The 25,456-nt window shown below is 50.9% G+C and carries 25 protein-coding genes; 12 read left to right on the top strand and 13 right to left on the bottom strand.

Annotation, left to right across the window (positions count from 1 at the left end):
• Positions 1 to 10: 10 nt before the first annotated feature.
• The 5 genes from EKM70_RS01830 to EKM70_RS01810 all read right to left on the bottom strand — a co-directional run bounded on the left by EKM70_RS01830 (position 11) and on the right by EKM70_RS01810 (position 6,630).
• The gene (locus EKM70_RS01830; protein ID WP_125544717.1) at positions 11 to 1,030 is read right to left on the bottom strand and encodes a LacI family DNA-binding transcriptional regulator; all 1,020 of its coding nucleotides are present in this window, start codon (positions 1,028 to 1,030) and stop codon (positions 11 to 13) included.
• A gap of 18 nt (positions 1,031 to 1,048) precedes the next feature.
• A complete protein-coding gene (locus tag EKM70_RS01825; RefSeq protein WP_125544715.1) occupies positions 1,049 to 2,509 on the bottom strand; it encodes a UDP-glucose--hexose-1-phosphate uridylyltransferase in 1,461 nt (486 codons plus the stop codon).
• A 2-nt stretch (positions 2,510 to 2,511) separates the two neighbouring features.
• Positions 2,512 to 3,513, bottom strand: a complete 1,002-nt coding sequence (galE, locus tag EKM70_RS01820) for a UDP-glucose 4-epimerase GalE (protein WP_125544713.1) — start codon at positions 3,511 to 3,513, stop codon at positions 2,512 to 2,514.
• Positions 3,514 to 3,526: 13 nt separating this feature from the next.
• Positions 3,527 to 4,708 carry a galactokinase gene (locus EKM70_RS01815; protein WP_125544711.1) on the bottom strand — a complete coding sequence of 394 codons (1,182 nt, stop codon included), beginning with the start codon at positions 4,706 to 4,708 and terminating at the stop codon, positions 3,527 to 3,529.
• Positions 4,709 to 4,899: 191 nt separating this feature from the next.
• The gene (locus EKM70_RS01810) at positions 4,900 to 6,630 is read right to left on the bottom strand and encodes a phospho-sugar mutase (RefSeq protein WP_125544709.1); all 1,731 of its coding nucleotides are present in this window, start codon (positions 6,628 to 6,630) and stop codon (positions 4,900 to 4,902) included.
• 512 nt (positions 6,631 to 7,142) lie between these two features.
• Between EKM70_RS01810 and EKM70_RS01805 the strand changes: the two genes are divergently transcribed.
• Genes EKM70_RS01805 through EKM70_RS01795 form a run of 3 tightly spaced genes read left to right on the top strand, consistent with a single transcriptional unit; the run spans position 7,143 to position 10,052 of the window.
• Positions 7,143 to 8,264, top strand: a complete 1,122-nt coding sequence (locus EKM70_RS01805; RefSeq protein ID WP_125544707.1) for an acyl-CoA dehydrogenase family protein — start codon at positions 7,143 to 7,145, stop codon at positions 8,262 to 8,264.
• An 11-nt stretch (positions 8,265 to 8,275) separates the two neighbouring features.
• A complete protein-coding gene (locus EKM70_RS01800; RefSeq protein ID WP_125544705.1) occupies positions 8,276 to 9,073 on the top strand; it encodes an electron transfer flavoprotein subunit beta/FixA family protein in 798 nt (265 codons plus the stop codon).
• A 13-nt stretch (positions 9,074 to 9,086) separates the two neighbouring features.
• Positions 9,087 to 10,052: an electron transfer flavoprotein subunit alpha/FixB family protein gene (locus EKM70_RS01795; protein ID WP_125544703.1), complete on the top strand. Its 966-nt coding sequence runs from the start codon at positions 9,087 to 9,089 to the stop codon at positions 10,050 to 10,052.
• 189 nt (positions 10,053 to 10,241) lie between these two features.
• On the opposite strand, the gene EKM70_RS01790 is transcribed toward EKM70_RS01795, so the two are convergent.
• Positions 10,242 to 11,960, bottom strand: a complete 1,719-nt coding sequence (locus tag EKM70_RS01790; RefSeq protein ID WP_125544701.1) for a phosphoenolpyruvate carboxykinase (ATP) — start codon at positions 11,958 to 11,960, stop codon at positions 10,242 to 10,244.
• A gap of 148 nt (positions 11,961 to 12,108) precedes the next feature.
• Between EKM70_RS01790 and EKM70_RS01785 the strand changes: the two genes are divergently transcribed.
• Genes EKM70_RS01785 through EKM70_RS01775 form a run of 3 tightly spaced genes read left to right on the top strand, consistent with a single transcriptional unit; the run spans position 12,109 to position 14,266 of the window.
• Entirely contained in the window at positions 12,109 to 12,981 is an 873-nt protein-coding gene (locus EKM70_RS01785) for a quinate/shikimate dehydrogenase (RefSeq protein WP_125544699.1), read from the top strand.
• Positions 12,981 to 13,802, top strand: coding sequence for an SDR family NAD(P)-dependent oxidoreductase (locus EKM70_RS01780; RefSeq protein ID WP_125544697.1), 822 nt, complete (start codon positions 12,981 to 12,983; stop codon positions 13,800 to 13,802). Before EKM70_RS01785 ends, EKM70_RS01780 begins: the two co-directional genes overlap by 1 nt.
• 23 nt (positions 13,803 to 13,825) lie before the next feature.
• Entirely contained in the window at positions 13,826 to 14,266 is a 441-nt protein-coding gene (locus EKM70_RS01775) for an ASCH domain-containing protein (RefSeq protein WP_125544695.1), read from the top strand.
• Positions 14,267 to 14,553: 287 nt separating this feature from the next.
• On the opposite strand, the gene EKM70_RS01770 is transcribed toward EKM70_RS01775, so the two are convergent.
• Positions 14,554 to 15,969: an MFS transporter gene (locus EKM70_RS01770; RefSeq protein WP_125544693.1), complete on the bottom strand. Its 1,416-nt coding sequence runs from the start codon at positions 15,967 to 15,969 to the stop codon at positions 14,554 to 14,556.
• 202 nt (positions 15,970 to 16,171) lie between these two features.
• On the opposite strand from EKM70_RS01770, the gene EKM70_RS11335 reads away from it, so the two are divergent.
• From EKM70_RS11335 to EKM70_RS01760, 4 genes are all read left to right on the top strand, one after another.
• Positions 16,172 to 16,348, top strand: coding sequence for a hypothetical protein (locus EKM70_RS11335; RefSeq protein ID WP_164506297.1), 177 nt, complete (start codon positions 16,172 to 16,174; stop codon positions 16,346 to 16,348).
• A 98-nt stretch (positions 16,349 to 16,446) separates the two neighbouring features.
• On the top strand, positions 16,447 to 16,608 hold the full coding sequence (locus tag EKM70_RS11330; RefSeq protein WP_164506296.1) for a hypothetical protein: 162 nt from the start codon (positions 16,447 to 16,449) through the stop codon (positions 16,606 to 16,608).
• Positions 16,609 to 16,798: 190 nt separating this feature from the next.
• Positions 16,799 to 17,593 (top strand): type I methionyl aminopeptidase, encoded by a 795-nt coding sequence (gene map, locus EKM70_RS01765; protein ID WP_125544691.1) that lies wholly within the window; start codon positions 16,799 to 16,801, stop codon positions 17,591 to 17,593.
• Positions 17,594 to 17,728: 135 nt separating this feature from the next.
• On the top strand, positions 17,729 to 18,448 hold the full coding sequence (locus EKM70_RS01760; RefSeq protein ID WP_125544689.1) for a demethylmenaquinone methyltransferase: 720 nt from the start codon (positions 17,729 to 17,731) through the stop codon (positions 18,446 to 18,448).
• A gap of 72 nt (positions 18,449 to 18,520) precedes the next feature.
• Here the strand turns inward: EKM70_RS01760 and EKM70_RS01755 are convergent, their stop codons facing one another.
• Together EKM70_RS01755 and EKM70_RS01750 are read right to left on the bottom strand one after the other, a co-directional pair.
• Positions 18,521 to 18,724 (bottom strand): hypothetical protein, encoded by a 204-nt coding sequence (locus EKM70_RS01755; RefSeq protein WP_125544687.1) that lies wholly within the window; start codon positions 18,722 to 18,724, stop codon positions 18,521 to 18,523.
• Between the two features lie 124 nt (positions 18,725 to 18,848).
• Complete coding sequence (locus EKM70_RS01750; RefSeq protein WP_125544685.1) at positions 18,849 to 19,475, bottom strand: DNA-3-methyladenine glycosylase; 627 nt, start codon at positions 19,473 to 19,475, stop codon at positions 18,849 to 18,851.
• A gap of 52 nt (positions 19,476 to 19,527) precedes the next feature.
• Between EKM70_RS01750 and EKM70_RS01745 the strand changes: the two genes are divergently transcribed.
• The gene (locus tag EKM70_RS01745) at positions 19,528 to 19,920 is read left to right on the top strand and encodes a DUF488 domain-containing protein (protein ID WP_125544683.1); all 393 of its coding nucleotides are present in this window, start codon (positions 19,528 to 19,530) and stop codon (positions 19,918 to 19,920) included.
• Here the strand turns inward: EKM70_RS01745 and EKM70_RS01740 are convergent.
• Together EKM70_RS01740 and EKM70_RS01735 are read right to left on the bottom strand one after the other, a co-directional pair.
• Complete coding sequence (locus EKM70_RS01740) at positions 19,874 to 20,551, bottom strand: HAD family hydrolase (RefSeq protein ID WP_125544681.1); 678 nt, start codon at positions 20,549 to 20,551, stop codon at positions 19,874 to 19,876. The two genes, EKM70_RS01745 and EKM70_RS01740, sit on opposite strands and share 47 nt — an antisense overlap.
• A 92-nt stretch (positions 20,552 to 20,643) precedes the next feature.
• Entirely contained in the window at positions 20,644 to 21,102 is a 459-nt protein-coding gene (locus tag EKM70_RS01735) for a universal stress protein (RefSeq protein WP_125544679.1), read from the bottom strand.
• A 193-nt stretch (positions 21,103 to 21,295) separates the two neighbouring features.
• Here EKM70_RS01735 and EKM70_RS01730 point away from each other — a divergent pair, with 193 nt between their 5' ends.
• Positions 21,296 to 22,606 (top strand): DUF805 domain-containing protein, encoded by a 1,311-nt coding sequence (locus EKM70_RS01730; protein WP_164506295.1) that lies wholly within the window; start codon positions 21,296 to 21,298, stop codon positions 22,604 to 22,606.
• A gap of 177 nt (positions 22,607 to 22,783) precedes the next feature.
• Here the strand turns inward: EKM70_RS01730 and EKM70_RS01725 are convergent, their stop codons facing one another.
• Together EKM70_RS01725 and EKM70_RS01720 are read right to left on the bottom strand one after the other, a co-directional pair.
• A complete protein-coding gene (locus EKM70_RS01725) occupies positions 22,784 to 24,397 on the bottom strand; it encodes a BCCT family transporter (protein WP_318531962.1) in 1,614 nt (537 codons plus the stop codon).
• 313 nt (positions 24,398 to 24,710) lie between these two features.
• Entirely contained in the window at positions 24,711 to 25,319 is a 609-nt protein-coding gene (locus tag EKM70_RS01720; protein ID WP_125544673.1) for a sugar O-acetyltransferase, read from the bottom strand.
• Between the last annotated feature and the right edge of the window lie 137 nt (positions 25,320 to 25,456).

The raw sequence follows: 25,456 nt of genomic DNA, 5'->3' as shown, positions 1-25,456 counted from the left end.
ATTAATCCCATTAATTCTCATTATCGTTATCGGCCGTGCTCTCACGTAAAATTAGCCGCGTGCCAATCGTCAGGCGTACGGGGGTCGTCCGCCCGGATTGCAGGCGATCAGCCACCAAGTCAACCGCTGACGCTCCTAAGAGTTCCGTGTTCACATGAACACTACTGAGTTCCGGAAAGACGTACTTGGCAATGGTCGTGTCATTGAAGCTAAATAGTTTGACCTGCTGAGGAACCTCAATCTTACTTTCTCGTAGGGCCTTCAGCGCACCCGCCGCCATGGGGTCATTGGTGACAAAGAAAGCAGAGGGTAGATCGTCTCCCAAGCTCATAATGGCCGTTTCCATCTGTTGATAACCGGAATGCGTGGTGTAGTCCCCCGTAAAGACCAGTTTGGGATCAAAGGCTTCCTTGTCCTGAAGTTCCCGTTTGTATGCGAGATAACGAGGATCGGTAACCTCTAATTGACCATCTGTCGTCCACTCACTCCCACACAATAAGCCGATACGCTGCTGGCCATGTTCCCAATAGAAGTCAATTACTTGGCGAACTGCATCTTCAAAGTCTGTCACAACACTGTCATAGCCCTGAGCCAGCTGATCTTGATCGACAAAGACTAGATTCGGCGTCAATTTGGCTAACGTCGCAACCTGCGGGCCACTGAATTTACCAATCGCAATGATGGCATCCGCATCAGGGTCGACAGCTTGTAAATCATTTTGAAACGTTCTTGTCGCAATGATATGGCGTTGCTCACAACGTTTTTCGAGTCCTAAACGCACCGCCATATAATACAAATCGTCTAGTTCCTTGGACTTCGAGTACCACTGAACAATGGCGACTTTCAGCTGCTTATCGGGAAGCGCTGCGTGGTGCTTGACCTTCGTGTAATTGAGGTCCGCGGCCACCTCAAAAATCTGTTTTCGTGTGGCATCACTCACGGACAAGGTCCGATCATAATTTAACACGCGTGAAACCGTCGCTAAAGATACCCCAACGGATTTCGCAATGTCTTTCAGTGTGGCTGCGATAATAGTCTCCTCCTCAAATTATAACTGCTTTATAAAACGATCGAGCGCGGCTTGCCCCTGACTGTCCTGTTTAAAGACCCCAGCATCCGATAACACCCGAGCGAAAACCCGGCCGACGGCTGCTCTGATTAACGCCGTCGCATTGTCTGGGTTAAAGGCATGCTGCGCCAGGAGTGCATCCGCCCACGGCTGATGATAAGCCGCGATATGGTTGGGCTGGTGACAGACATACTTGGCGACTTCCGCCAATTCTGTCTTCAAGCGAGCCGGCAAGATAGCCCGGCCCATAACTTCAATCAAACCAATATTTTCTTTTTTAATGTGTTGAACATCCTGGTGCGGGTGAAAGATGCCATCCGGATACTTGGCTGATGTCTGATTATCCCGCAAAACGAGATCCAACACGTAAGCTGATCCGTCACGCCAAGCGATCGGAGTCACTGTGTGGTGGCGGATTCCCTCCGTAAAGGCGCGAACATCAACGGATTCATCGGAATAAGTCAGCCATTTTGTCATAATGCGATCAGCTGCCGCAACTAGTGACGCCGGGGTCGCACTCCGTAATCGGATATCGGTCATGGGCCATTTTACCACGCCAGCGGTGACACCAACTATTCCCAAATCAACCGGTCGATCGATTGGGGCTTTCATCATTGGGAAAACATGCTTTCCCCCCTGATAGTGGTCATGGGCCAACATGGATCCCCCCACGATGGGCAGGTCGGCATTACTACCAACAAAATAAGTTGGAAACTGTTGGATGATTTCAAGTAAATTTGTAATTGTTCGTTGATTGATGACCATTGGCCGGTGTTCGGCAGAAAGGAAAATCGCGTGCTCCTTAAAGTAGGCGTACGGCGAATATTGAAATCCCCAGCTCTCCCCGCCTAACATCAGACGGATAATGCGATGACTACTGCGGGCGGGATAACCTAACCGCCCCCGATAACCTTCGTTAGACAGACACAACTGATCCAAAGGGTAAGTCTGGGTTGGGGCGTTTCTCGCGGCCAAAATGGCCTTAGGATCCTTCTCTGGCTTCGACAAGTTAATGGTAATTTCCAGGTCACCCGCCGCCGTCGCAGCATCGAAGACCACGTTCTTGGCAATGTCTCGCGTCTTAATATAGTTATTGTCGCAACTCAACCGATAGAACCAATCGGTGGCCAACTGGGGACTCTGCTGATAACGATCCCAGAATCCTTGATTCAGAGTCGACGGCAGCGGCGTCATGAGATCCATCAGTTGCGATTCCAAAATATCTTGTGAGCTGGCGTCGCCACTAATCACGTCATGTTCCACGGCCGTGGCGACTAGCGCCGCAACCAAGTCCACTGCTGATTCTCCCGTCGCCGATTGAATCGGTCCATCCCCGATCAGCGCCAGGATCCGGTTGCTAACGTACTGCCGGTCTAATCGGGTGAAGGGGGTCGGGGCCGCGATAATTTTAGCCACAAACTGCTCTAGAGTTGCTTCCATAACTACGCCTCCTGAAAGTCTGCGTAACCAGCTGGATGTTTTTGTTTCCAGTTCCAGGCCGTGCGAATAATGTCATCAACATTATCGAACTGTGGTTGCCAATTCAACACATCCCGTGCCTTGTCACTGGCCGCAATCAGCGTGCTAGGGTCACCGGCGCGCCGTGGGGCCATCTTAGCTGGAATAGGCTGGCCAGTTACCCGTCGTGCCGCCTCTAGCATCTCTAAGTTAGAAAATCCAGTCGACGATCCTAAGTTAAAGGCATCGCTAACATTGTGATCCTTGAGATAAGTCAATGCCAGAATATGGGCGTCGACCAGGTCAACGACGTGAACGTAGTCGCGAACGTTGGTCCCGTCCTGGGTCGGATAATCATCCCCAAAGATTGCCAATTCCTGTCGTTCGCCCGCAGCTACCTGCAAGATAATCGGGATCAAATGCGTTTCTGGATGATGATCTTCCCCAATGCTACCGTCCGCTTTGGCGCCGGCCACATTGAAGTAGCGTAGCGCAATGAACTTAATCCCGTAGGCCTCATCGGCCCAATGCATGATCTTTTCCATCATGAGCTTACTTTCACCGTAGGGGTTAGTGGGAATTTGCGGGTCCGTTTCACGAATTGGAATCTGCTTAGGCTCACCATATGTGGCCGCCGTCGAAGAGAAGACAATCCGCTTAACGTCGTGCTGGTTCATAACCTCCAAGAGCGTTACCATGCCGGCCGTATTGTTGTCAAAGTACTTCAGTGGCTTTTCCATGGATTCTGGCACAATTGAGAAGGCGGCAAAGTGAATCACGCCTTCGATCTTCTCCTGGTCAAAAACACCATTAAGAAATGCCTTATCACGGACATCCCCTTGATAGAACCGGGCCTTAGCGTTAACGGCTGCTCGGTGCCCCGTGACGAGATTATCAACCACCGCCACATCATATCCGCGCTGAATCAAGCGATCAACCGCGTGTGAGCCAATGTACCCCGCACCACCTAAAACTAAAACTGTCATGGTAATTCCTCCTCTAAATTAACGCTGACTTCTGAACTTCTCTCGGTCCATCTGCAATTTCGGCCAGGTAAAACTCCGCCGGATGGCCAATCTTAGCGGCGTACTGCTCACCCACGACTGTTTCAAAATCAGCAACGTGATCTTGCTGAACTAAAGCAATCGCACAGCCACCAAATCCAGCCCCAATCATACGGGCACCTAATACACCCGGTTGTTTCCAAGCTGTTTCTACTAGGGTATCCAGTTCCGTTCCAGAAACGGCAAAGTCATAATGCAAGGACACGTGTGAGGCATTGACCAAATGGCCAAACGTTGCCAAATCATGATTCTGTAAGGCTGCGAAAGCACGCATCGTTCGTTGATTTTCAAACACTGCATGCCGGGCCCGTTTAATCAAGACCTCATCATTAATCAGATAGGCAGATTCGTCGAACTGCTGCTCACTGAGCTCCCCGAGTGACGTGATTGACAGCTTCGCTTGCAAGCGCCGCAACGCTTCTTCACACTGCTGACGTCGCTCATTGTACTTCGAATCCGTTAACTCGCGTCGTTTCTGGGTATTCATGATAACCACCACGTAGTCGCCCAGATCCACTGGGGCATACTGATAGGCCATCGTGTTGGTATCTAACAACACGGCTTGATTCTGACGTCCCATCCCAACGGCAAATTGGTCCATGATGCCAGAATTCAATCCGATATAGTCATTTTCCACTAATTGACCCGCCTTGACCAGATCTAATTGCGTCACATCCAAATTATAGACATTTTTTAAGATCACACCCATTAACATTTCAATTGATGCCGAAGATGAGAGACCCGCACCATCTGGTAAATTTCCATGCACGTACAAGTCAAATCCCGTTTCGATCGAATGACCCTGCTGAGCTAACTCATACAACATCCCCTTGGGATAGTTGGTCCAGCCTGCCGTTTGCTGATAGCTCAGGTCATCTAAACTAAAGGTTACCATGCCTGCCGCTGGAATGTTGGCAGAATACATCCGAACGGTTCGGTCTGGACGGGGAGTAAACGCACCATACGTACCCAAACTGATCGCTGCAGGAAAAACGTGGCCACCATTGAAATCTGTATATTCACCGATGAGATTGATTCGGCCAGGTGAAAAAAAGAGACGTTGGGGAGAAGCGTTGAAGTGGTGTTGGTATTCAGTTGTCAGGCTAGCAAAATCCATGGCGATTAACTCCCTTATCCAAAATTTTAGTAAAACTTTACTGAATTAATCATAATCGCTTTTACCTCGCCTGTCAATCACTATTTAAAGCGTTTACATTACCGTCATATCAAGTTTTGGTTTCCTTTCCTCCGCGACTCAAAAAAGGCTCGGGCGTTTTCTCCCGAACCTCCATGTTACGAATCGCTTCTCTAAATTGACTCCACGTAGGCCGTCAATGCTTTTTCAAATGTCGTTAGCTTCTCTTGTGCCGCTTGATCCGTCTCGGCACTCGTCCCAATGTAGAACTTCACTTTAGGCTCGGTTCCGGAAGGCCGGATGCAAATCCAGGTACCGTCGGCCAGCCAATACTTCAAGACATTGGCTTGGGGCAAATCAATTGTGCTGGCTTCACCCGTAGCCGAAGTCTTAACACTGGTTGAGAAGTCCTCGGTCTCAGTGATCGCCACCTTAGCAAAGTCCTGCGGCGCATTTTCTCTAAACTCGGTCATGAGGTGCGCCATCTGTTGCGCCCCATTAACACCAGGGAACTCTTGGGCCGTGGTCTTCTCAGCATAGTAGCCGTAGGTCGCGTAGAGTTCTTCAATCCCATCATACAGCGTCATGCCACGTTGTTTGTAATCCGCCGCAACCTCAGCCAACAGCACCGTCGATTGAATGGCATCCTTGTCTCGAACGAATGGCTTGATCAGATAACCATAACTTTCCTCGAAACCAAAGAGGAAGGTATGGTCGTGCTGCGTTTCGTACTGGTGAATCTGTTCGGCAATAAACTTAAACCCGGTCAGGACGTTCTTCATTTCGATCCCGTAAGCGGCCGCAATCTTGGTGGCTAATTCCGTCGAGACGATCGACTTGACCACTCGACCGTTAGCTGGCAACTGTCCGGCTTCCTTACGTGCCTTCAAGATGTAAGCCAACAGGATTGAGGCAATCTGATTCCCAGTCAACAGTTGGTAATCCCCATTCGGTTGGCGAACTGCAGCTCCCAGTCGATCGGCGTCGGGGTCGGTCGCAACCAAGAGGTCGGCGCCTTCCTGCTTACCCAAGGCAATCGCCATATCGAAGGCCTGCGCAAACTCAGGGTTCGGGAATGGAACCGTTGGGAATTCGGGATCGGCAATGGCCTGTTCAGGCACCATGGTAAAGTTTTCAAAGCCGGCTGCGCGCAGTGCGCGTTCACCAATCACCTTACCCGTCCCGTGGAGTGGCGTGTAGATGAGCTTCATGGTCTTCCCAACCTTTTGAATCAGGTCGGCATTGATCGTCACACTGGCCACGTTAGCCAAGTACGATTGGTCGACGTCCTCGCCGATAATCCGCAGCAACTTATTCTGGCGTAAGTCACGTTCGTCGGCCACCTGAATGGCAAATACGTCGGTGGCGGACCGGACAAATTCGGTAATCTTGTCCGAGTCAACGGGTGGCATCTGGCCCCCATCTGGTCCGTAAATCTTAAACCCATTGTATTGCTTAGGATTGTGACTAGCCGTGATCATGATCCCCATGGCCGTCTGTAAATGCCGAACGGCAAATGACAACTCTGGCGTGGGCCGCATGTCATCAAAGACAAAACTAGGAATATTGTGAGCGCCCAGAACGTGAGCCGCCTCATGGGCAAACTCGCGTGAATGGTAACGGGAGTCAAAACTAATGGCCACCCCGCGTTGCTTGGTGGCATCGTCTAAGGTGTCCAAGTAACGCGCCACCCCTTCGGTCGCCTGACGCACCGTGTAAACATTCATCTGACCGATACCTGGTCCCATGACGCCCCGCATGCCGGCAGTCCCAAAGCTCATCGGACCGCTAAAGGCCGCCTCCAAGGCTTCGTTATTCCCAGCCATGGCGGTCAATTCGTCATGGATATAAGGAATCATTGTGGGTTGTTCTTGCCAAGTCTTGTAATTTGTTTGCCAACTCATGATTATCTCTCCTTAATAGTTATACATTCTGATTAATAACGCCATCGTTTTAATGCTTGGACGAGGCTTGAGATGCCCCGTATTACCGTCTCAACTCTGGCCCACCTGATGACGCCTCCCCGGTTAACGTTGAGCCTATCTAAAATCATACCCCGTTTAGCTCATCGAGGCCAGCGCGTCCGGGATATTTCCAACAAAAATCCAGTAAATCGGTGATCCAACATTTACTTTGTCACGCGCTGCACAATTTGAAATGACCACCCATGCCCAGCTCATCAAAACTCACCCATCTTTGGCGGCTGGTTTTTTAAGCCTCAAAAATGAATTCGCTTTCATTCTACCCTAAACGACACCTGGCGGCCACCATGTTTTACTAAAATGTTTAGTCCCCCGCTCACGATTTTCTAGCAATAATCAGGTAAATTACCTGGACTTATCAATCGATTATTCGCTATACTTACGGCGAAACGTTCAGTTTCACACAAGACAATCGTCTGATAGGAGGAATATTTATGTCATCTACGACTGCGGCAGCCGAAAAACTGCTACTCCAAATGGTCGACGACTATACCGAACGGGAAATTAGTCCGCAAGATATGCCGATGGACCAGGCCGGCGACTTCCCTGAGGGATTCATTCAACACCTCACAGACACCGGTTTTCTGGGGATTATGTTGCCTCAAGAATTTGGTGGTGCGGGATTTGGTCCCGAAATCACCGCCAGTGTTTTGAACCATATTGCCCGGGGTAACGCCAGTACGGCCGTGACCCTTGAAGGTCACTTCAAGACGGTCGACCAGATTCTTAAATTTGGGACGCCCGCCCTCCAAAAACAATTACTCCCCACCGCCAACGACCGTATCTTTGCTTTTTCCATGACTGAAGCCAGCGGGGGATCCAATCCTCTAGGTATCAGTTCCACGGCCACCAGAGAAGGCAATCACTGGGTCTTAAACGGCGATAAAATTATGATTACCAATGGTGGCCTCGCTGCCGTTTACTGCGTGTTAGTGAAGACCGCCCCACAAGAGCTTTCCGTTTTTGTGGTTGATCAAGACATGCCCGGCTTTTCCTTCGGGAAGCGGGAAGACTTCATCGGCTTGCGCGGCACGCCGGTTGGCGAAATTGTCATGGACCACATTATCGTAGACGACGACCACCTCTTAGGTAAACTCGGCGACGGTGGCCGCATCGGTGACTCCGCTCACGATGACGCCCGTATTCTGATGGGCGCCGTCCTCACCGGCATCATGGAGCATGATCTCAAGATCGCCACGGATTATGCCAAGGAACGTAAGGCTGGCCAGACGCCCCTCACCGACCTACAGGTGACCCATCGCAAGATCGCTGACATTGCCATGCGCAAGGAAACCACGAAGCTTCTCTACCAACGGGCAGACCAACTCAAAGCTGCCGGCAAGCCCTACAGTGAGGAAGCCGCTATGGCCAAGGCTCACGGGTCACGCGCGGCCGTTAGTGCCGGTGATGACACCTTGCAAATCTTGGCGGGTTACGGCTACAGTCGCGAGTACCCCGTTGAACATCTGATCCGCGATGCGCGGGCGATGGAAATCGCCGAAGGAACCGTTGAAAAGATGCGTTCCGCCATTGCCAAAGCCGAATTTAACAAGTAGGAGGTCCCCTCATGAAACCTAAAACAATTGTTGTTTGCATCAAACAAGTTCCCGAAACCAACGAGGTGACGATCGATCCGCAGACCCATAATTTGGATCGTCGCGGCCTCGCCGGTATCATGAATCCATTCGATAAGAATGCCGTTGAACAGGCCCTACAACTCGCCGATCAGACACCCGCTAAAGTGGTGCTGCTCAGCATGGGACCGGATGATTATGCCGAATCTCTGCGAGAAGGCATGGCTATGGGTGCCGATGCCGGCTATCTCCTTTCAGACCGGGCCTTTGCCGGGGCTGATACCTTGGCCACCGGTTATGTAATTGCCCAGGCCATCAAGCAGATTGGTGAGGTGGATCTCGTGCTCTTCGGCCGCCAAGCCGTCGACGCGGATACGGGTCAGGTTGGCCCGATCGTTGCAGAATTTCTGCACCAACCACAAATTACTTACGCCGCTAGTCTCCGCCTAAGTGGCGACAACGAAATTACCGCGGAACGCTTACTGGAAGACACCAAGCAGACCCTAGTGGCGCAATTACCAGCCGTGGTTACGGTGCGCAGTGAGCTCAACACACCGCGTTACCCCACGCCGCGGAACATTCAACTCAGTTTTGAAAAGCCTTTAACCATTTGGCATCACGATGATCTCGATCTGGATGATAGTCGATTGGGGCAAGCCGGATCACCAACCATTGTCACCAAAGTCTATGAACCTAAACCCACTAAACGGGAACTGACCTCGTTAACCGGGACACCGACAGAAGCTGCCAGCCAACTTATTAAGGCCTTGAAGGCCCATCAATTAATCTAAGGAGGAATCTGCTATGTCAAAACCAGAATTATGGGTCATCGCGGAACGCCGCTTAGACCACGTTGAACCAACGACCTTTCAGCTTCTGACCAAGGCACGTCAATTAGCCGGTGACCGTTTCCACACCGTTGCGATCCTCTTTGAAGCCACCAACGATCACCTCGAAACAGAACTTCAGCCTTACGCCCCCGACGAGATTCGCATCGTGCGTGACGACCGGTTTCCAACAGCAACCGACGCGGAACACGCCGACGCCCTCGCCCAATTGGTGGCGCAATACCAGCCGAATTCCATTCTATTCGGTGCGACCATCACGGGTCGGTCAATCGCCCCACGGCTACAGGCCAAGTTGTTGACCGGATTAACCGCTGATTGTTTGGATCTGCGCTTCGACGACGAGACACTAGTGGCAACCAAGCCTTCATACGGGGACAACATTATGTGCGAAATTATTTGTCCAGATCATCGGCCACAAATGGCGACCGTGCGTCCGAACACCTTCGTTGCTGAGCCTGCTACCGGGACTGCTGAACTCACCCCGGTCACTGTCGCCTTTCACCCGGTCGAACGCTTGCAAGTTAAGACGGCCACTCCCGTTGTGAATACAGCCACGACGGTCGGTGACGCCAGTCGCGTCGTCGCACTGGGACGTGGTGCAGCCAATACCGCCACCATTGATACAGCTACACGGTTAGCTGAAAAACTTGGCGGGCGAATCGGGGTGTCCCGTCCACTGACCGACCTCGATCGCTTCACCCACGACGACCAGATCGGCCAGAGTGGCAATACCATTCATCCCGATCTCATTTTGAACTTTGGGATTAGCGGTGCCGTCCAATACCTAGTCGGCATGCAGTCTGCTAAGACCATCGTTGCGGTCAATTCAGATTCGAATGCGCCAATCTTCGACGTCGCCGACTATGGTTACGTTGGTGACGCTAATGCCTTCATGACGGCATTACTGGCCCAATTCGTTTAATCACCGCTTGATTTTCCTAGGACGAGCCTTATTGCTCGTCCTTTTTTAGACAAAAAATTGTCGGTCCGCTTCCCAATTCATGCGAGAAGCGGACCGACAATCATTGCCATTCACTATAAATAAATTTATTTCACGAAAACTTGCGAAAAATCACGGGCAAATTTCGTTAGTAAGAGTAAGCCCTAAAGTTTAGAGATCCAACAAAACCGCTAAGAGTTTACGGGCAGACTCATTCAACTTGTCCTGGGACTTATCATTGCCCAAATGGGTGTAGATTTCACCGACATAAACGTCATCGGCAAATAATCGGTCGAAGACGGCATCGATGATGGGCTGGGTCGCCGCTTGTTCTTGGACGGGGCCAAACGGGTTGGCAAAGAATGTTGTACTCATCCCCACCTCATCGGTCGTCCCCAGCGCCTTACGCTTGCCGGCCACGAAGGTAGCTTCGGCCGTTTGCTGGTCGTCGAAACGGTGAATCCCCACGGCATCATCGTAGTTATTGGCGTAAACCCACATGTCGATGTGATGGTGCGCCACGACACGTGGCCAGGTATTGGCGGGGATGATAACCCGAGCATTCTTTTGCTCAGGGTTCATGTAGATTCCGCGGTCCATGTTGTTGAAGGCCACTTCACTACTGAGGTCATCCAAGCGGACAAAGGCCCCGGTTTCGGTCCCCTGTGCGTAAAGATCCTGTCCCTTCAATGTGAAGCTTCCCATGTCATCGAATATGGTTTCCATGTTGACGATCTGATCGTCGGCCACCTCTTGGAGCGCCTCGATAGATTCGGACTTGCCGGCCCCAGAGTCACCGAAGAAGACCACCGTCTTGGTCTGACCATTGGCAAAGGTAATCTTCACCATGGACCCGTGAATTGGCAACCGCTTCTGCGCAATCATGTGCAGGTTATGCAACGTCAGACACATCTTCTTCATGTAACCAAAATAAGTCGTTTGGTCATTGTAAGGCACTTGGCCGACGTAAATATCATTGGCAACGTCATAGAAGTAGTGGCCGTTCTCGTGATCGGTGTCACTCTCAACCCCGGGGGTCCCAAACAACAACACCAAATCTGGTTTGTGCGCGGCAACCTCAGTACTATCTGCCAACTGGAAAAGGTTGGCCAAGGCTAAGCCGGAAGCTAAATAGTCGCGGTGGAAGTACAGGTAGGCCAGACTCTCCCCAATCTTTGCTGGGTAACAGAACCAGTCATCTTCGGTACCGGTAAAGTTCTCCATGGGGTTCACTTGGGTTGCGGTGAAGGTTCCCTTACGTTTGTTGCTCTTGGTATGCAACATCATTGGTGGCCGTAACATCAGCCGGCTGATGAAGCGAATGTCCTTCAGTCCTTCATAACCAGCGGGCATATTCCAAGCCAACCGCCGTAACAGCACACAGGCACTCGACCCAGCGCTGACTTGCCGATAAACGTGGTTGGGATGGCCCTGTAATTTTTCCTCAATCGTCCGGTACAACCGAATAACCAAGTCATTGAAACGCTGGTCAATCGTCATGAACTCACTAGCCACAACGTCATTTTGGGTGACCGTCATCGTGGCTACTCGGAGATAGGTCCGATAGTACGAATAAAGATCTTCGATGCTGGCCAGAATTTCGGCCGGCTTGAAGCGATCAAACGCATCCACCCGGTCGGTCAAAACGGCCTTGATGGTGGCGAGATACACATCTGGTGTAACTAAATCAAAAGTCGTTTGGGGATCGGCGGCATCCGGCGTGCGATCACGCTGTTCCTCTAAGAACAACTTCACGAAGCCAGCCAATTCGGGACTATTCACCAGGTCGAAAATACTGGTAATGAAGTGTTCGTTATAGTTCAACACGGCCACATTGCGGTCCGGGTTCGCATAGAATGACGGTAAGTTTAATGATTCGGGTGTTTGCATAAGCGGTCTCCTTTCAGATCTATCCTTATTTGCCATTCTAGCTTACTTTACGAGCCGAGGAAAGTGACTTCTTGCAACATCGGTGGCAATCCGTTTGGCCGTGGATTACGATGGAGATGGAACTTGTTTCGAAAGGAAGTCTTCTGTCATGGAAATTGATGGTCATACAGCACTAGTGGGCCTCATTGCCCACCCGGCTGGTCACTCACAGTCCCCAGCCATGCACAATCTCGCTTTCGAGGCGGACCACATCAACGCCCGCTTTCTGGCTTTCGACGTCGAACCCGCGCACCTCACGGCAGCCATCGACGCCATCCGCACCTTTAAGATGTTAGGGGCCAGCATTTCAATGCCCTTCAAGCAAGCCGTGATCCCCCTGCTTGATGAACTCGACCCCGCCGCTAAGCTGATTGGAGCTGTGAACACCGTTGTCAATCACAACGGCCACCTCACCGGCTACACCACCGATGGGATTGGCTTCGTCAATGCTTTAAAGGACGAAGGCATCGCACTCAAAGGTCAGACGATGACACTCGCCGGCGTTGGCGGCGCAGGCACACCTATCGCCATTCAAGCCGCCCTAGCCGGCTTGAAAACCCTCAATATCTTTAATATTAACGACGGCGCGGTGGCTAATGCGCAACGAATCGCCGCCGAAATCAACGAACAAACTGACTGTCACGCAACATTTACTCTCCTGGATCATCAGGACCGCTTCCAAGACGCCATCGCGCAGAGCGACCTGTACGTCGACGCAACCGGTCTGGGGATGGGCAAGCTCGTGGACCAGGCCCTTGTGACCAACCCCGCCTGGTTCCACCCCAACATGACGGTCTTCGATACCGTCTATGCACCAAGTGAAACCAAGCTCATGCGTGTCGCTCTGCAGGCCAACGTTGCCCACATCTTGAATGGGCAAGGCATGTTACTGAATCAAGGTGCCGCAGCATTTAAATTGTGGACCGGCCAGGCAATGCCAATCGAACAAGTACGTGAATATCTATTTAAGGAGGACCAATAATGACAACAGAATGGTTAGGCTTATGCGATAAAGTTTGTGTCGTTACCGGGGCAGTTGGGGGCATGGGCACCAAGATTTGTGCCGCCCTCGCTGAACAAGGAGCGAAGGTCGTCGTGTTGGATCGGGAAGATGACCCCACAACTAAATTTACGACGAAACTGACTCAGGACTTCAACGTTCAGACGTTGGCCGTCAGCTGTGACGTCACCGACGAGAGTAGCGTCAAGGCCGCCGTCGCTCAGGTCCAAGCAACTTTCAATCGCGTCGATGTCGTGATCAACACCGCCGGCATCTTGAAATTCGATCCTCTTGAAGATCTGGACTATGCAACCTGGAAACAAGTCTTAGACGTCAATTTGAATGGTTACTACCTCATCACCCACGAATTTGGGAAGGTCATGATCGCCCAGAAGCACGGGACCTTCGTCCACATCTCTACGGTTGCCAGCGACATCCCCGAAACCTACAGTGGCGCATACAGTACCAGCAAAGCCGGCGTTAACATGCTTTCCAAGCAGGTCGCGGCCGAATGGGGGATGTTCGGCATTCGGAGTAACGTTCTCGAACCTTGCCTGGTCAAGACCCCCATGTCCGCCGCCTTCTACGCAGATCCTGAAGTTGAAAATGGCCGCAAGAAGTTAACTGCCAGCAAGCGCATCGGGACAACCGACGATATCGCCAACGCCATTCTCTTTTTGGTCAGTGACCGGTCGAGCTACGTCAACGCTACTAGCCTCGCCATTGACGGTGGCTTCAGCGTCATGATGCAAAACCAAATTCCGAAGCCTGGCGGCCGTCGCGGCTTTGCCGAAACCCACTAAAAATTTTTAGGAGGACCCACCTGATGACAATTGACGAATTCTGGCAGGACTTTAAGTCCCGCCACCCAGAAGTAACGACAAACCACTACGATGCCTACCCCTTTGGCTATGAAGACGCGGACGATCTCGCGCATCTGGTCGCCATTGGCCAGAAAACTGCCACGACCTCTGCCCTGGGGCTCTATGAACCAGATGAGGCTCGCCCCTCCGTGGGTGAATACAACGTTATCCTCGATGGCCACGATCAACCGGTTTGCGTGACGCAAACGAAGGTGGTCGAGGAGATGCCCTTTGACCACGTCACGGCCGAGCATGCCTACCATGAAGGGGAAGGCGACCGCACACTGGCCTACTGGCGTCGCGTTCACCGCGCTGTCTTTACCCAAGAGTACCGGAACGAATCCGATGAACCATTTAACGAACAGATTCCCTGTCTCTGCGAAGTCTTTGAACGTGTAGATTAGGTCCTTGTTGAAACTAGCGTAAAAAGCCGCCTGCGGCTAAGATCCATCGTGTCCATAACCTCTTCGACAAATCGTAGTAATCAAGATGACCGTCAACTTGAATTGGTACCTATTTCTGAACTCTAAGCTGTCAATTTTAGCAACATGGCGTCTAGACAGGCCAACGAATTCTTAAGCCAATTGTCGTCAAAAAAGCGTATGACAAAAATTGGACCCCTTGAGTAGCATTACCACTCAAGGGGTCCAATTTATCAACTATCTGCTAACTTCATAAATTAGTGCTGAACTTATTTGGTAGCAACCGACTTCCGGCCGTCACGCAACATGACCGCAAAGATCCAGCCAACAATGGCGACACCCAGGAAGGTCAGGAACACGGCACGATACCCGGCAAGCGTCGCCGCTGTGGCACTGCCCACCTTGGCATGGCTGCTGGTAACCGTGGCCAACACCAAAGTTGCCACAGCAACTCCAGTCGACCCCAGAATTTGCCGCACCGTGGTAATGACGGCCGTCCCATGAGAGATCAACTTATCTGGTAAGGAGTTGGCGCCTAAGGTAACCGCGGGCATCATGACGAAGGCATTGCCCCCTTCAATTAACGCGGCCGTCAGCACCATCGCCAGTAATGATTGGCGACCACCGACCAGACTCAGCCAGAGCCAGCCGACGACAATCATGCTCATCCCCGTCAGCATGGTGGCCTTAAAACCAATCCGGTCGGCCAGCTTCCCCGTCAGTGGATTTAACAGGCTCAGGACAATCGCGCCAGGCACCAGTGCCATCCCTGAGGCAAAGGGTGAAATCCCCAGCACCTCTTGGTAATACAAAGGGAAGATGATGGTCACGACGATCAGCGCAATATAGGAGGCCCCCGTCAAGAGAACGGCCAGGTCAAAGTTAAATGTCTTGAGGACCCGCAAATCCAGAAGAGGTGTCTCAACGTTAAATTGACGCCAAACGAAGAATGTCACCGCCAGAACACTGACTACTAATAAGCCCAGCATGAGAGCCCAGTTGGCATTGGCTTTACCAATTTGATTGACGACATACAGAATGCCAATGAAACCAATGCTACTTAAGACAGACCAATAATCCAGGCGTGACGTGGCTTGGGGCATGACGTCCTTAATCGTCTTGAGGGCAATCACGAAGACTATGGTGATGATCACCATAAAGACCACAAAGAGCCCTTGCCACGTGGTATAACGCAGCACAATCCCTGAGATAATCGGTCCCACGGCTAACGCCGAACCCATAACAAGTCCTGCCATCCCCATGACGCTCCCCCGCTGTTTTTCCGGAGTAATTCGCAACATCACCGTTTGATACGACGGGAACATAATCCCCACGGCCATGGCTTCCATCACCCGGCCTAACATCATCAAACCAAAACTTGGCGCCAAATAAATAATAAAGGTTCCAATATCAAATAAGGCCAAAACACTGACAAACATGACTGGGAATCGGACATTATTTAACATCCAGGGACTGATGGGCATCATCACCACCATCACCAACATGAATCCCGTCGTCAACCATTGAATCGTCGATGCCGGTACGTTGAAGTATCGCATCAAGGTCGGATAGGCCGTCGATAAGGACGACTGGCTAATCGACATGGTAAAGGTTCCTGCCAATAACGTCCAGATGAACGCTAAATGATTGTATGACTTTCCCTGTAAATCAATTGCCTTCTCCATTCGCTCGCTCCCCATTCTCTACTTTAGAAACATTATCAACTGATGTCCATCGTAGTCCTTTTCTCACGAGCTGTAAACTGACGCGCCCCGTGATTGGTCTAAGCAATCGAGTTACTTATGGGGTAAACTTTGGTACAATAAATGTAATTGGTGGTTACGACTCTGCGAACACAAACATGACACGATAAAGAGAGGGTAAAGTATGGACTTAGTAGCCTATTTACATGACGAGATTAATTTTTTAACCGAACAAATGAACCGCGCTAAGGACGAAAAAGACAACGCCATGAACTTCCTTTGTGACGCCCGTATCACGGAAGCTAAGCGGATCTTAACCCAGATTGACAACGGCAAAATTGACCGGCTAACTGCCGAATAGTCCCACCTTCCAGTAAGGTCGCGACGCAAAACGAGCTTGGGACGGTCGTCTCAAGCTCGTTTCTGCCGTCAACCACACTTGAAAGGAATTATTCGCGTATGAGGATCATCATTGACGAACTGATATTCATCGTTCTATTCAGTCTGTTGGCTTGGTTGGTCTATTGCTTCGTGACGGACTTCAAGTTCACCCTGATAGGCCTGTTAATCCTGATCGTCGGCCGCGTGATTAAAACTCACTTCTTTGATCAGCAGGATTAATAGCCCGGCACAGGCTTTCGGCTTGGTCGAATCAAGGTCGCGGTTCGCCTAAATAACCAATTAGGTGTAAATTAGTATTGTATGAAAATGTCTGGTTCCGAGTTACCGACTTACATTTACGGACTTATTCGCACGTAAGTAGTCACTCAATCTTGATTGTAATCAGACGAAATTTTGAGGAGGTAACACGTTGATAACCATTAAATCAGCACGTGAAATTGAAAAAATGGCGGAGTCCGGAGCCGTTTTAGCCGGTGTCCACAAGGGATTACGCGACATCATTAAACCCGGAATTTCTAGCTGGGAAATCGAACGGTTTGCCAACAAGTACATTGAGGAACACGGCGCCACCCCTTCCGAAAAGGGCTTTGAAGGCTACAAGTACGCCACCTGTGTCAGTGTCAACGACGAAGTGGCCCACGCCATTCCTCGTAAGGAGCTCTTACTCAAGGAAGGCGACATCGTCGCCGTCGACATGACCGTCAACCTGGACGGCTTTGAAAGTGACTCTTGCTGGACCTACGCGGTTGGTCAGATCAGTCCAGAAGCCCAACACCTGATGGACGTCACCAAGAAGTCTCTGTACCTAGGGATCGACCAAGCCGTTGTCGGCAACCGGATCGGTGACATTGGTCATGCCATCCAAGCCTACACGGAAGGTCAGGAGCACATGGGAGATGTCCGGGAGTTAATCGGCCACGGTATCCAACCCACGATGCACGAACAACCTAACGTTCCCAACTACGGTGAAGCCGGTAAGGGACTGCGGTTACGGGCCGGCATGACCATCACCATCGAACCCATGATTAACCTGGGAACTTGGGAGATTGCCACGCGCCAAACCGCCGACAAGTCTTGGGACTACTACGTCACAGCCGATGGGTCTCTGTCCGCCCAATACGAACACACCCTGGTTATCACCGATGATGGTCCTAAGATCCTCACCTCTCAAGGCGACGAGATCGACAAGAAGTACCAACTTTAACTTTAAAATCTAATCAGACCTTCAATTTGGAGTGAGAATCAGTTTTGATTCTCACTCTTTTGTCTTACTTCTCACTCTTTTGTTTTACACTGAAGGTATTGATAACACGTCGTACTAGCCAGGAGGCAATCACAAATGACCTTAACCAACCAAACATCAGAAGATACCGTCCAAACGATCTTCGACCATATCGCACCACAATACGACCAGATGAATGGCCTCATTAGCCTGGGAACCCACCGGATCTGGCGCAAACGTGTCATGGACCTGATGACGATTCGACCTGGAGACTTCGCCTTAGACCTCTGCTGTGGCACAGGCGACTGGACCTTGGCCCTGGCCCAAGCGGTGGGCCCAGGTGGCCAGGTAGTCGGACTGGACTTCAGTTCAGTCATGCTTCAGGAAGCCACCCACAAGGTGCGATCAGCTAGGTTGCAAGACCGCGTGACCTTGCGTCAGGGTGATGCCATGCATTTGCCCTATCCGGATAACAGCTTCAACGTCGTCACGATTGGCTTCGGCCTGCGTAACGTCCCTGACGCTAACCAGGTGCTCCGTGAGATGGCGCGGGTGGTCAAGCCCGGCGGCCAGGTGGTCTGCCTCGAAACCTCACAACCTGACAACCGATTGGTACACGCCGGCTGGCAACTCTACTTTGGTCACGTGGTTCCCCTGATGGGCCGCTTGGTTCATCACTACCAGGCCTACAACTACCTCCAAAGCTCGACGCATCGCTTCGTCTCCGTGACCGAGTTGGTGGCGATGTTTGAGGCGGCTGGATTAACACAAGTCCACTATGAACGCTTCAATCTTGGGGCCGCTGCGGTCCATTGGGGAACGAAGCCCTATCGTTGAAGATCTGCTAAGTAAATAGGCTCGAATCTCTACGATCCCTGACACAAGGATGATAAAGATTCGAGCCCATTTTTAATTTGACTTAGTTGTAGAAAATTTCATATACGGCGCCTTAAAATATTCCGTCTCGCCATTCTGTTTATGCACCGCGATAAACCCATTGTTATCGGGGTAATCAATCTTAAGTACCTTCTTCCCGTCAACCTTGTATTCGTAAATATTCGATTCCAAGGCCTTGGGCCCCGTAGAATATTCAAAAGATGTAATTTCATCCATCACTATCAGTTCCTCTTGTGAAAGCTTAACCCACACAACCTTTCGTTCAAGTTGAAAAATAGTCGCTAAGTCCTTAAAAGGCGAGCATAGCGGTTATCCTTAGGTACATGCAGTCCAGCCTAACCTATTTCCACCCGTGATTTTCGCGGTCCCAGTCACGCTTGCGGCTACCGGAAACAAAGGGGTTACCGGCTACGGTGAAGCGCAACGGCCGGTCCTGCCAGCTCCCTGCAGACACACCGACTCGCGACGTCGCCGCTACTTTTCGGGGCGTTCGGGTTGCGGTTGGCGTAATCGTCAGGTTCTGGGCTCCCAGCATCGTGCGGTTCAAGTCCTTGGACTGAATCCCCAAGGCAGCCATCAATTTCCCAGGACCATTGGTCACATCGGGCACTGGCTTGTCCCGATTTTGTTGCATCAAATCAAGACCCTCATGCGGTTCAAGTCCGCGAATCAAGATCCCCTGAGGGGTCCCTTCAGCCTGCGTAGCCACATCGAACATGTAGTAGCCGCGGAGGATGTAAATGTAGATCGTTCCCGGTGCATCATAAAGCGCCGCATTGGCCGCGGTGTATCGCCCGTTAAAGGCGTGGGCCGCCGTGTCCTGTTCACCGAGATAAGCCTCAGCTTCAACAATCCACCCACTCATGGTCCCAGCTGGTGTTTGATAGACCAACTCGTGCCCCAGTAAGTCCTGGGCAATCTGCGGCGTCGGCCGTCCCGTGAAAAAATCTGTTAATGCATCTGACATCATTTACCTCCCGTTTGGCTATGTTAGAATGGAATCATGGAGATGATTCCTTATGGCAATTAAGTGTGAAAGAATTTATACGAAGCCCGCTGATCTCAACGGGTACCGGGTATTAGTTGATCGGCTCTGGCCACGTGGCATTTCAAAAGTGAATGCCCAATTGGCCTCATGGGAAAAGGAAATGGGTCCTACAACTGAGTTGCGCAAATGGTTCAATCATGAGCCTGAGAAGTTTCCAGAATTCAAAAAACGCTACGTGGCGGAAATTGAAGCCAACGAAGCGCTACCGGCCTTCTTAGACCTGATCGCCGAACAACTCCCCGATCAAGACGTGATTTTATTATACGGCGCCAAGGACGAGGAACACAACCAGGCTATCATTTTAAAAGAATTTCTACTTAAACATCTGGCAGATCGAGTGCCCGCTGCAAAGCTGGCAGACTAAGGTCACTAGTTTGCGCGACCATGACTGTCGCACCTGCTAAGGACTGCCGATTGATTCCTACCACGCGACAACCGGCAGCCACGGCCGATTGAACCCCGGTCACCGTGTCTTCAAAGGCAACGCAGTCCGCGGGGCGACGGTCAACTAACTTGGCCGCCGCCAGATAGACGTCCGGGGCGGGTTTACTAGCCTGCAGTTTCCGGGCATCCACAATGTAGCGGAAATACGCCCGCAACCCCAGATGATCAATCTCACTGGCAGCATTGGTGGAGGCCGAGGCCACCGCCAGTGGATAGCCGGCCGCTGTCAATTCCTGGAGAAACGCTGGAATCCCCGGCAGACAATTTGCCGGCGTCAGAGCGGCCACATACTGCTTGTACAGCGCATTTTCATGATCCGTGATCATTTGCCGCTGACGGGCATTAAAGTCCCCCTGACGGCCGACAGAGGCCAATATGGCCCCCAGTGAGTCAGATCGACTCATCCCCGGCAATTTTGCCGATAACGCTCCCGTCCAGGGTATGTCTAACTCGGTGGCAATCGTCTGCCATGATCGCAGGTGATACTGCCACGAGTCGGCTAGGACACCGTGGAGGTCGAATAAGAATCCTGGTCGTTGTGGTCTTCGCATGTGCTCTCCCCCTTCAAACCGCTTTCTAACACTATTATAACTGATCCTAAAATGGTTCACCGCCTAAAACGAGACGGTGAACCATTATTTGTTTATCGAATAACAATAACTGAAACGTCGGACTTCTTCGCCAGGCGTAACCCGATAGCTCCGGGACGACCGTGGCTGGCAAAGTCAACGTCGGCTCCCGAAACGATCAGATCGGGTTTGAATTCCGGTACAATCTTTTGAAGAATGACGTCATCGACATCGCCACCCTCACCCACGATTGACCGGACATCTTCAACCCCAAAAGCCTTCGCTCTATTGGCATAGTCTTGGACAATTGCCTTCAAGTGATCGCGCTTTTGGTTGAGTTTGTCGGGCATCAAGGACTCATAAATACTGATATCATTGTTCTCAAGTACGGAGGCAATCCCCAGATGAGCCTGATAGTCCCGGGCCATCGTCAACGCGAACCGGAAAGCCCGACTCGTCGACGGCCGGTCGTCCTCGTCAATCGTGATTAATATCCGCCGGAAAAATAGTGGATTATTACTTTCGTCTGCCATAAAACCCCTCCTGCAATGATTGGTAACACGAGCCCATTGTATCATATCTGACGGGAAAGAAGCCGCCTGTCCCGTAAAATTTTGACATAGGAAACAAAGACAATAACTAAACCTTTTAATTCTAAACCAGCTAGTGTATGGTTTAATTAAACTTGCCTTTACAACCTGTTTCTAGCCTATGGAGGTGCCCCCAATGCCAACTGAACCCAATTTTAAGTTTTGTCTACACTGTGGTCAGAAGATTCCCACCGAAGCCACGTTCTGCCCGAGCTGTGGGGCTAAGCAACCCACAACAGATCTTGAATCCTCTTCGGCGCCAGAAAAGTCAGTAAAACATGACTCGGCGCCAAAGACGACCTCAGACCAAGAGTCAACGCTAGAAACGAACGCGGACACAGCCCAATCCGACTCAGGACCGGGCCCAACCGTCGTCTTCACCCCAATCTCAGAACCGACGCCGACGAGTGATAGGCCCAATATGGCCAGCGCTTTCGACCGTGGCGTCAAAGCGGCCTTTACAATTAAGGGCCGCTTCTCACGGGCAGACTACTGGTGGCTCTATCTGGATATTGTGCTGATCAGTCTCGTTGTGACAGTTCTCTTCAGTCTGGTTTTCTTTTCCAAAGGCCTCGTCCTATCTCCGGGGAAAACGATTGCCTTTCTGTTAATTGGGGCGGTCGTCGCCGTCCTGAGCGTCATCCAATTCACGGCTACCATTCGACGATTACATGACACCAACCGGTCCGGCCACTTCCTCTGGCTATCCCTGATTCCCACTGTGGGTCCCATTATCTTGCTGGTGCTACTGACGCAACCCGCAGTCGTGGCGGACAACCGCTTCACAACCTCACCAGCTTCGCCGCATTGGACCAGGACGTGGTGGCCTTGGACCATTCTAGCGGTACTGTCACTCGTCTTTGCCGGCTCCTATGCCTCGCTGAGCACGATTACTCGAACCGCGGTCATTGCCAGTCAGACCACCGCTACCCCAGCTGAGTCCGCCACAAACGATGCCACGAAAGGCGGGAGTCTGACGCTTCGTGATTCCCAAGTTCGTCTCAGTCAGCAGAAGACCTACCACCAGGCTTACCAAAATAGTAGCTGGGCGAAGTCTACTTTTGCCATCGATAAGGTCGAGGTCGCTAAGACCGCCGAGGCCGTTAAACTCGCTGAAAGTGATCAGCAGAAAGCCTTCAATGGTGTCGTTGCCGTTCATTTCAAGATCAAGGCTGGTCGCGACATCGCCGCCTATCCGACGCAAGCCACGTTGAACACTAATCTCGGCCAACAAGTCAATTCCGACATGAGTCTGAGTGACACCTTTGATGGTGATCTCAATAAGGGCACCATTAAGGACGGGAACGTCTACTTCCTCCTGCCAAACCTCAAGTCAGTTGCCAGTCTCACTTCCATTCGTTTGAAATGGGACGCCTTCTATGATACTGATGACGAGAACGACAATAGCTTTGCGAAGAACTTTGATACGACTTTGAAATTAAACTAGTCTCCTCTTAATTAGCTTGAAACGAAAAGAGTCACCAGTAACCTTTCCTTTACGGAGAGGTGCTGGTGACTCTTGTTTTTGTTAAGTTTGATTTACCGAGAACTGTCAGATGGAAGGGCTCGACTCTCGCCGAGTGCTCCGGATGCTGGCGGCCTCGGAAACGTGTTCGCTCACACTCTATCTCGCGTGATCCGGTGACAAGATCATTGGCCCGCGAACGGCACGAGGCAATTCAACCGTAATCCGGCGAACAACCACTGGCTGTGGGACGACCACTGGTGCCGTCTTTGGCTTGGCAGCCAACATGTGCCAGATGGAATGTAACAACAGCACACAGACAAACATCAGTGGGAATCCAGCAATCGTGGAGACCGTTTGCACGGTCTTGAAGCCCCCAACCATCACAATCCCAAAGGAGAAGATGATGAAGACGACGACCCAGATCATCCGGTTCCAACGACTTGGTTCTTCGCCGTCATCCAAGTGAAGACTGGTGAAGGACGACACGATGAAGGCTGACGATGAGATCGTCGTAGCCAAGAAGATGAAACAAGAGATACAGTACAGTGCCAGGATAATCATCTTAAATGGCAATGTCGCAATCACCGTGGCAACCACGGCAGCTTGACCCTGCGTATTTAAAATGTGAACCAAGTTGACGGCCCCGGTACGCTGTAACCACAGGGAGTAACCCCCAAAGATCGCGTAGAAACTCATGCATCCTAAAGCCCCATACGTTAACATCCCCACGAGGACTTGACGAATCGTCCGGCCCTTAGAGATCCGGGCAATGAAGAGTCCCATGACGGGCATGTAGGAGAGCCACCAGCCCCAGTAGAAAATGGTTTCCTGCTGAGCGGTACTATTCCCCCCATTAGGTAAGGTGTTGGTTGACATGGCCACAAACTTCTGAGCCATTAAACCAATACTATTTGTTTCAGAATTTAAAATGTAAACTGTCGGTCCAATAATTAAAATAATCGCTAATAGTCCTAGCGCCGTCCAAATATGAGCGGAGCTTAAGCGGTTGATCCCACCATTTAACCCATGGAAGACTGTGACCGCAAACAGAATAAACAGAATGATAAAGAGTTCAATTTTTAGCATCAAATTGTCTTGAACACCGGTAAGCCGGCTTAAAACCTTGGAGATAATAGGAATTTCCATCCCAACGGACGATCCAATTCCACCCATGATACCAAAGACCACCAAGAAGTCCACGACGTGCCGGGCAATGACTTTGCCCTTACCGTCACCTTGCAGACTGGTGATGGCGGCACTGACCCGTTGAACCTTGGCATGCTTAACGTATAGGACGTAAGCAATTGCAATAGTGGCTGGAGCAAACATCATCCAAGCCATAGGCCCCCAGTTGAACTGCCCTAACATATGTGCGGCGCTGTAGGCCTGCCCAGAGAAGGGCTTCAATCCAAATGCTGGGTGTTGTAAGTAACGCAACGGGTCCACGATGGACAGCATCAAGATACTAGCATCGATCGCCGTAGCGAAAACCATGGACCCCCACTGAAAGTTACTGTAGTGGGGTTTGTCCTCTGGATCACCAAGTTTTACCTTACCAAATTTACCAAATGCCAAATACATAAAAAATAAAAAGTTGACCACGTACACCATCATATAAGCCCATGACATGCGAGTATCAATCCAATTCAAGATGGAACTCAGCGTGGCTTGTAACTGGCCACCGCCCAAAATGAATAACAATGACGCGAGTACAAATAAAACGATGGTTGGTACGAATACTAACTTATCAATATTTTTACGCGCTAAAATAAATAATCCTCCTCATTTGATTCCTGAGAAATCCGATGGACTCTCAGCGGCATCGATTCAGAAGAGATTGTACGAAAAAAGCGCTGTTTCCAGGTCGTCTTACAAGCCACCTGTACAGCGCCTAACGGTTGTATACAAATTGCCTTCGCAAATCTCTTAAAGCGATATCCACAATCTATTATACGCGGAAGCAATGATTAGTAAAATCTAGCACTACAATAAGATTTTTAAATGGAAATTAAAGCGGTTACACGCCCTATCATGATAGGAATCTAAGAATTTGATTAGAATTTACGTCGACGGTCATTTCGACCTAATCCCCGAGCTTATCTGCCCAGCGAGCCTTCGCAGCGGCATTTCCAGCTTCACCATTATCAATTTTCTTAATGGCCCGAGCCGGATTACCAACGATGACCACGTTATCCCCAAAGGATTTCGTGACAACCGATCCCGCACCAACGACCACGTTGTCTCCCAAGGTAACGCCAGGAAGAATCGTAACCCGGCCACCTAGCCAAGCATTGTTGCCAATGGTAATCGGCGCCCCCATCTCAACATCATTCTTGCGAGCCATGGCATTTAGGGGATGAACCGGCGTGTAGAGCCCAATGTTAGGGCCAAAGTAACAATTTTCCCCAATCGTAATCGGACAAGTGTCTAAGAACGTCATGTCATAGTTTCCATAGAAATGATTCCCGATGTGGATGTTCCAACCGTAATCAAACTTAAACCCCGCCTCAACGAAGAAGTCGTCGCCGGTGTCTTCGATTAATTGCCGATAACCGTTATTTCTTTCTGCGTTGTCATCCAGCTGGTTAACCGCCCGCAATTGTTTGCGCGCCACCATCCGCCGTGCGATAAGTTCCTTGTCAAATTGTTCATACGGTTGTCCCGCCGTCATCTTTTCTCGTTCCGTTGCCATATCTTGAATCACTCCTCTTGCGTTTCATGATAACACGCGAGTGGCTCGGCCCCCAAATCAAGTCACAGTGATGGCCCATCGAATAACAATCACTGGATACCCCCGCGTCTCTAACCTGTCACGCTTGCAGGGGACCA

This window comes from Levilactobacillus lindianensis (genome assembly GCF_003946095.1).
Lineage (GTDB): Bacteria > Bacillota > Bacilli > Lactobacillales > Lactobacillaceae > Levilactobacillus > Levilactobacillus lindianensis.
This window is presented reverse-complemented; position numbering and strand designations above follow the sequence as displayed.